The sequence below is a fragment of the Chloroflexota bacterium genome, assembly GCA_018648225.1.
Classification (GTDB): Bacteria; Chloroflexota; Anaerolineae; order Anaerolineales; family UBA11858; genus NIOZ-UU35.
This window is the reverse complement of the sequence record JABGRQ010000151.1, coordinates 5052-12713: the sequence shown is the minus strand read 5'-3', so window position 1 is coordinate 12713 and position 7662 is coordinate 5052. Positions and strand designations below refer to the sequence as shown.

Below are 7662 nucleotides of genomic sequence, written 5' to 3'. Positions count from 1 at the left end.
TTAGGTTATCAAACTCACAATGCCGCACTTAGAAAACAAAATCCCGCTCAGACGGAATTGCCCTAACGCTCCTGCGTCAGGATGGCGAGCAGGCGCAATTGAAAACGCCTGCTTGAGACGTTCTAACATTAAATTTTGAAGAACTGTCTGTGCAGGGACACCGGATTCTCTGGGAAAATTTCGGATTTGCGCCTTCAATTGCATCGCTTTATTCATAAAAGCACTTCCATGTAAGGACGCAGAATAGTATGTACCCGAAAACTTTCTGCATATCGGAACAGCAAGTCCACATCCTTGCTTTTCAAGCGTGCATAGCGTTTCAAGGCGTCGAAAATGATTTGATCTTCAACCCGGCTGCGACTACGTAGTAGATCAACGATCGTTCTTTCCACCCCGGTTACCTTCAAGGTGTTCCCATGGGGCGATTGAATATGAATGATGCCCATTTTGAGCATATTTGAGCGGACGTAGAAGACTTTGTGCGAACTATCGGATAGATCGCTGGAGTGATAGGTGGATGGAACAGATACGGTAAAAAACAGAGGCGTTCGATCCGTGAGGTCATGAAGATACAATGCAGTCTCATGGGAAAAATAAGCCGCTTTGTACTTCGATTGAAAAAGGAAAAACTCATCTTCCAGCAAAGAAGGGGCTTGGTAAACCCCCCAGGAAATTCGCTCGATATCGCCTCGTTTTTCCATGATGGAGAGATAGGCTGTAGGAATCCCCAAAGCAACCAAGTCAGCGGTGCGGACAATACCGTTTTGGGTTCCCAGGATTTTATGAACGCGTTCAAAGCCAGTAGTGTTTTTTGTATTCATACTGATATTATACACTAAAATAGTATAAAAACAAAAAATCGTGATTTTGATTGCTGGGTTGCTACGCGTCTTGGTGCCGTCATTAGGCAAATTGACTCTACAAATTTCTTGCTTGCCTGTATAATGGAACAAATGTTCGTTCATCTTGCGACCCATTCTACATATTCCCTGCAAGAAGGGCTTGCTACACCAGCAGAGCTTGCTCAGGCAGCCAGATCAAACAATATGACTGCGCTGGGCCTCACTGACCATCGTCTGCTCACCGGCGCCGTTGAGTTTGTTCATGCTTGCAAGGATGCCGGTATCCAACCGCTTCTAGGCCTGGAGATTGACCTGGACACCGGAAGACTCCCCTTGCTGGCAACCAGCCCGCAAGGTTGGGCCAACCTGTGCCGGCTGAGTAGCGCCATTGCGTTTCAGGATGATCCTGAACTGCCTTGCTCACTGGACCTGCTGGCCAACCATGCAACCGGTCTGGTTGCTCTGGGAAGTGCAGGCGGAGAAGAAGCGGATAAGCAATTCGGACTTCTCAAGGATATTTTCGGCAACCGTCTCTACCTGGCCTTGCAAGACCCAACCAGCGGATTATCACTTTCCCGTTTTGCTCGCAGTATGGGGGTGTCCATGGTGGTCACCCACCCAATTTACTACCTGAGACCAGAGCAAGCCGCCTTACAACGCACGCTGACCGCAGTACGGCTCAACCAACCCATCAACGCGCTATCACCGGAAGATACCGCTCCGGAAGGGACATATTTCCTCAGCCCGGGTGAAATACACAGACGTTTCCATGGCTTTCAGTCTGCGCTACTGCGAACAGAGGAAATAGCCGAACGCTGCACTTTCGAACTGCCATTGGGTGTGCCCAATATGCCCCAAATCCCCATTCCAGAGGGACTTGATTTGAGCCAATACCTGCGCCAAAAAGCGGAAACCGGTGCAAAAAGGCGGTATGGCACGATCACCCCGGACATTCAGGCACGGCTAGATCATGAACTGGAGACCATCGCCAGAATGGGCTATGAGCCGATATTCCTGATCGTGGAAGATATCCTCAACTTTGCTCGTGAGACCAGTGTGCCTTACTCATCCCGCGGGTCTGCGGCTTCATCGCTGGTAGCGCATTGTCTGGGGATCACCAGCCCTGACCCGTTGCGACTGAACCTGTATTTCGAGCGCTTTCTCAACCCGGCACGCCAGACCCCACCGGATATTGATACCGATCTGTGTTCCCTGCGCAGGGATAGCGTCATCCAGCATGTTTTTGAAAAATACGGTGAAGAACGGGTCGCGATGGTAGGCACGATCAACCGTTTCCGTCCGCGTTCGGCACTAGGTGAAGTGGCAAAAGCATACGGCCTGAAACCAAAACAGGTACGCGCCATGGTGGAGAAACTGCCGCACTCTTTCTGGGCGCGCAGGCAGGAATCCGATGAAGACGGACAAACAAATTCGGCTTTCGCTGCTTTACGCGAGCTTTATCCTGGTGATAAATACAAGCCGATCTTTGACGATGCAGATGCGATCCTGAAACTATCTCGTCACCTATCCGTTCATCCAGGTGGACTGGTTGTGGCTCCGGGCCCCGTCACAGACCTGGTGCCTGTGATGCGTTCAGGCAGTAAGGGGGTTACTATTACACAACTGGATTTGGATGCGGTGGAAGCGTTCGGGCTGGTCAAGATTGACCTTCTCGGTATTCGCGGTCTGACGGTTCTGGGGGATGTAGCCGAATTTATCCAGCAAAGCCAGCCAGATCGATATCCTACTTCCCTGTCGGTGTTGGACTCCACACCCGATGAGAATCCAGATACTGCCGATCTGATCGAGCAGGGCAAGACAATCGGCTGCTTCCAGATCGAAAGTCCGGGGATGCGTGCTACCCTGCGCGAGATCCACGCTCGCAGTGCCGATAACATCATGGCCGCCCTGGCGCTCTACCGTCCAGGGCCGCTAACCGGGGGGTTGAAAGATGCCTTTGTACGGCGCTTCAATGGTGAGGAGGCAATCCATCACCTGCATCCATCCCTCGCGCCCCTGCTGCAGGATACCTTCGGTGTGATCCTGTATCAAGAACAGGTATTACGCATCGTGCATGAATTGGCAGGTTTTAGCCTGGCAGAAGCTGACCTGCTGCGTAGGGCGATGAGTCACTTCGATCCGGGCAAACGCATGCAGGAGCTGCAGCGCAAGTTCGTATCGGAAGCCGAAGCGCGCAGTGGTATTCCGCAGGAAACCGGGGAACGGGTCTGGGAGATGATGGCCGCCTTTGCCGGCTATGGTTTTCCCAAGGCACATGCCGCATCCTATGCGCAGATTGCCTGGCGTTCTGCCTGGGCCAAGGTGCATTTTCCGGCTGAGTTCATGGCAGCCGTTCTCGCCAATTGGGGCGGTTATTACAGTCAGCGCGTTTATCTGAGCGAAGCCCGTCGGTTAGGGCTTGCGGTAAGAGCGCCGCATATTAACTATTCGTCGCATAATTTTTCGACGGGAATTGTAGCGGGTGAAAAGCAGCTTTTCATGGGGTTAGGACAGATCAAGCGCCTGACCCGGAAAACGATTAAAAAAATCATTCGCTCGCGCCCCTATCATTCCCTGGATGATTTTCTGTCTCGCGTTGATCCGCGTTTGCAGGAAGCAGAGCATCTGGTAAAAGTTGGCGCTTTGGATGGCTTTGGCACCATTCCCACGCTTTTGGAAGGTCTGCAAAGTGGCTGGCTGGCAGGGCAGATGAGCCTGTTTTCGATCAATGCTGATGCAGAGGGTGACTGGTCTCTGGATGAAAAGATGGCTGCCCAACAGAAGTTATTGGGGATTAGCCTGGAGGCCCATCCCTTGGAGCTTGTGGCAGATCAAATCGAGCAATCCGGCGCGATCGCGATTGTGGATGCAGTTGATTGGATAGGGCAGCGTGTAACAGTTGCCGGGGTGCGCCAGACATCCAGACGTAGCCGGACAGCCAAGGGGGAAACGATGCTCTTTCTGACGTTGGAAGATTTGTCGGGGACGCTGGACGTGATTGTCTTCCCCGCTCTGTATGGGCAGGTAAAGCAGATTGCCATGTCGAGTCATCCAGTGCTAATCACAGGCATTCTTGAAATTGATAAAGAGCGGGATGAGCCGACTCTGAAAGCAGAAAAGCTGATGGAGTTATCACGATGAAATCAGGACAAGGGTTTTCTTGGATGTAAATTCGATCAATTGTGTAGTCGTCAATAGCATTTTGAATACCAGAAAATCTCTCTGAAAAACAAATTTTGTGCTTACCTGTCAACGACAATTACAATTACCACAAGAACACATAAGCCCCGGCTATTTTCGCCAGGGCTTATCATTTTCCACACTCAATTACAAGGGGTTAGGGATTTTTCAATGTTTCGTCATGTTCACCAACTACCCTAAGTCTGAGAACATCACCGGGTAATCGTTCGTAAGTCATTCGATAAGCCCGATCCGCGCGAGCCTCATAAATCCCTTTTGCCCCTTGAATGGGTTTTGTTTGTAATGATGGGTGCCGGGGATCATTTGCTAACAACCGAATAGCCTTGTTGACTTTTTTTCTGATTTGCTCAGGTAATATTGCATACGATTTCAGGAAGCGGTCGGTTAGCTCAATCTCTGGCATCCTACAATTCCTCTAATGCTTCGATGGCATCATCAACATTCGCATACCGTGAAACTCGCCCGGCATCAATATCGGCCTGGGCTTCTTGTTCCATTTTCTGCCACCGTTTCGTCCAAAACCATTCTTGCTCTGGATGAATGGTTTGAAGTCGTTGAACAAATACTCGCCCTTGCTCATTTACGAAGAAGACAATATCATCACCTTCCTGTAAATTAAGCAGGCCCCTTACCTCTGCTGGAACAGTCACCTGTCCTTTTGAGCGCAGGCGTGTTTTATATACAGTCTCTTTCATGTAGTTATCCATCTTATCAATTCCTTCTAATAGTTAGAAATTCCAACTATCAGAAAGTATAACGCCGGTACAAATATGCGTCAAGTATGCAAATCGCCAATAGACAATTTATAATAAATGCACCCCGCCACGACTAGAAAGACAATCGCAAAAATATTACAGGAGCTAAAAAATGAGTGGCATTACAAAAACCATCCCGCAAAAAGACGGAATCGAAGCCGTTGAAGCCCTGTATGCTGGGGCATCAGGGGAATTTGAGTTCCACATGGCTGGTAAACCATCACGCCTAAATATTGGTGATTATGTCTACACCATCTGGCAAGATATGGTTGTAGGGCGATGCCAGGTTACCCGCATTGAACACGGGGCAGTGAACCCCGATTCTGGCAAACCCCGCAGCTTGATCTTCGTAAAAACACCTGGGGAAAAACTTGAAAAAGCCTATTCCCGAAAAGGACATCGGGGCACGCGTTATTATGACGGAGAAGGCTGGGGGAAATAATCAGCAATATGCATCTTGCAAGGCATGAATGCTAACATCTGCAGAATTCCTTCGACGGGGGATTTGCATAATTGGATGGAGGTTCATTTCTAGCGCCAATCGTTCAACCAGCGTACTTGCCCAACCCACGCCTCGGCGTTTGTTTCGTTGAGCATTCGATCCAACGCCTCAATGAGTGTCGAAAGAGTCCAACCGGGTTGCGCAGCCAGGATAATGCCTGCATGCCGGGGATATTGTTCTGCCAGAGCGATGAAATCGCGGATATTGAATGTGAATATACAACGACCGTGTGCGGTGGCCCCCAGGAGTTGACGTTCGTCGCTGGCATCACGGCGCATCCATTCATTGGGGGTACGGGTGACATTATGTCCGCGCGCTGATAGAGCTTTGTAGAGTGCTTTGCTGGAAGTATCAGCATCCAGATGCAGGCTTGGCTTAGGCATGATCGGGTGCTAATTTTTCTTCGGCGGCGATTGCGGCGTCAATTTCATCCTGATGTTCTTGGTAAAAGTCTAGTGTTTCCTGCACCTGGGATTTGGTGAGATCATATTCTGAAGCAATTTCTTCAATCGATAGCTCCCAGTTTTGGGAAGCCACCACGATGGTTTGTGCGCGAAGGCTTGTGCCGCGTATAACAGGCGTGGGAATTCCAGCCGCCCCGCGCCGGTAAGTAATTTGAGGAAATTGGGGATCATCGAGTGTTTGGCTGAGTGCCCCAACTTTTTCAGCCACAGCCCACATAATGAACTGGTTGAGGGATACACCTTGCTCACTGGCAAACTGCTCGGCTTCTTTTTTTAATTGGCCTGGTAGATTTAGCGGATATCGCGACATGTCAGACTCCTTTCGATGCTTCTTAGTATATCATATAAGACATCACATAGGGGGTCGTTGCCCTCTGCCTATGGCTATTGCTCCCGATAGCCGGATGGCATGATGCGCCATCCTCGTTCTCCAGCAACATTCAACAACTTTGCATCAGGATACACAGCCACCGGTTGTTGGCTTGTCTCCATCATTGGCAAATCAGAAAGCGTATCTCCATAAGCAGCCACGATGTGGGCATCAGGATAACGAATTAATATGTTTTCGGCTTTGTGGTGATAGGAATTAACCGGCAATTCGATGCCGTCGAGTTTGCCATTCTCACAAACAAGCTGTGTGCCAATAGCCCGCGCCTCAATCTTTCGGGCAAAGGCTTCCACGATAGGCTGGTATGCAGTGGATACGATCACAATCTGCGCCCCGGCCAGGCGTTTCTTTTCTAGCTCAAGAAGTACATCCGGGCGACGTTTTGGCCACATCTCCTGATAAATGACTGATTCGGCCATAGCGTTGATTTCTGTGATGGGATTGCCTTGCATGAGCCTGATCTCGGCTTTCATCCAGGCGCTCATCGTCTTTTGGTGATTGAGCAGGCCTAATTTCATCAGTGGAAAGCGCAATAGGAAGCGCGCAAAAAACAGGTTATAAGCCAGGGCACTGTAGTTCTGTTTGAAGTAGCTGCGGAAGCCGCGCCAACTCGAACCGGTGGTGAGAGTTCCTTCGAGGTCTGTAACGATTATGTTCATGATATTTCTCAGAAGAATTGCGAGTGTTTTACCCCAACAAAAACCCTCCCCAGAGCGAGGGGGGCGCCCTGGGCAGAGCATCTATATTATGGCAGAAAACGGGCAGATTTCAAGATGAGATTTCAAGCGCTCTATTTACTCGATAATCATCAACTCTTGGATTTCGGGTCTACCATATATAGCACCACCAGTCTTTACCTTCAAATTAGGAAGTATATCCACTTCTCCTTCTCCATGCGTGTGCCCGCACAGGACAGTCAAATGTGAATGTGGATTTTGAAGCATAATTTCCATCAAGGTGTCCCCGACAGCTTTGCAGGTAAAGTGAGGTAGAAATTCATCATCAGAGATACTGCCTTCATGCCAGCAGGCTTCCCGAAAAGGCGGCACATGGGTGAGCAGAAGGATATTTCGATAATTGGCACAGGCCTGGGGAAGTAATCGCCGGAAATGGTCAGCTGCCTGATCGCCCAAATCACCCATTTTTTGATAGCGCTCTGGACGGGATAGACCAATGAATTCATCAATGAGGGAGTAGTCATTGAGCTCGACCTGGGAATGGATCCCGTTGCCCAGCCGCCCATCGGCCCAGGATCCGTGCCCGAGTAAACAGGTCGAACTTGTAATCTCGACAATCCCTTGTGTAGTCAACCACCGCAACCATTGAGAACTGGCTGAAACTTCGCCGGCAAGCCTATGAATTCGCTCCAATGAACCGTGATAGAAATCATGATTGCCCATCACAAAGAAAGCCGGGCATTGCAGCTTTTCATCAAACGCGCGCAAGAAGAAATCGAGATTTCTGGCCGTTCCTGTATCGCCCCCGATGAGTACCAGATCAGGAGATAAGG

10 protein-coding genes are annotated in these 7662 nt (G+C 49.9%); 2 read left to right on the top strand and 8 right to left on the bottom strand.

The genetic code is table 11. The features are described 5' to 3' along the window. Positions 1-216, bottom strand: coding sequence for a hypothetical protein (locus HN413_14340; protein MBT3391575.1), 216 nt, complete (start codon positions 214-216; stop codon positions 1-3). After that, positions 213-965, bottom strand: a complete 753-nt coding sequence (locus HN413_14335) for an abortive phage infection protein (GenBank protein ID MBT3391574.1) — start codon at positions 963-965, stop codon at positions 213-215. Before HN413_14335 ends, HN413_14340 begins: the two co-directional genes overlap by 4 nt. Here HN413_14335 and HN413_14330 point away from each other — a divergent pair. Next, positions 954-3983, top strand: coding sequence for a DNA polymerase III subunit alpha (locus HN413_14330; protein MBT3391573.1), 3030 nt, complete (start codon positions 954-956; stop codon positions 3981-3983). The two genes, HN413_14335 and HN413_14330, sit on opposite strands and share 12 nt — an antisense overlap. 196 nt (positions 3984-4179) lie before the next feature. Here HN413_14330 and HN413_14325 read toward each other — a convergent pair whose 3' ends face one another. Both HN413_14325 and HN413_14320 read right to left on the bottom strand, forming a co-directional pair. Further along, positions 4180-4446, bottom strand: a complete 267-nt coding sequence (locus tag HN413_14325) for a hypothetical protein (protein ID MBT3391572.1) — start codon at positions 4444-4446, stop codon at positions 4180-4182. 1 nt (position 4447) lies between these two features. Next, entirely contained in the window at positions 4448-4750 is a 303-nt protein-coding gene (locus HN413_14320) for an AbrB/MazE/SpoVT family DNA-binding domain-containing protein (GenBank protein ID MBT3391571.1), read from the bottom strand. A gap of 160 nt (positions 4751-4910) precedes the next feature. Here HN413_14320 and HN413_14315 point away from each other — a divergent pair, with 160 nt between their 5' ends. Beyond that, a complete protein-coding gene (locus tag HN413_14315; GenBank protein ID MBT3391570.1) occupies positions 4911-5240 on the top strand; it encodes a hypothetical protein in 330 nt (109 codons plus the stop codon). Between the two features lie 89 nt (positions 5241-5329). Here HN413_14315 and HN413_14310 read toward each other — a convergent pair whose 3' ends face one another. The 4 genes from HN413_14310 to HN413_14295 all read right to left on the bottom strand — a co-directional run. Then, positions 5330-5683 carry a DUF5615 family PIN-like protein gene (locus tag HN413_14310; GenBank protein ID MBT3391569.1) on the bottom strand — a complete coding sequence of 118 codons (354 nt, stop codon included), beginning with the start codon at positions 5681-5683 and terminating at the stop codon, positions 5330-5332. Next, positions 5676-6074, bottom strand: a complete 399-nt coding sequence (locus HN413_14305) for a DUF433 domain-containing protein (GenBank protein MBT3391568.1) — start codon at positions 6072-6074, stop codon at positions 5676-5678. The genes HN413_14310 and HN413_14305 overlap by 8 nt, the downstream gene beginning before the upstream one ends. A 74-nt stretch (positions 6075-6148) precedes the next feature. Beyond that, the gene (locus HN413_14300) at positions 6149-6811 is read right to left on the bottom strand and encodes an HAD-IB family phosphatase (protein MBT3391567.1); all 663 of its coding nucleotides are present in this window, start codon (positions 6809-6811) and stop codon (positions 6149-6151) included. Positions 6812-6946: 135 nt separating this feature from the next. Further along, the coding region (locus HN413_14295) for a metallophosphoesterase (protein ID MBT3391566.1) at positions 6947-7662 on the bottom strand (716 nt) is incomplete at its 5' end.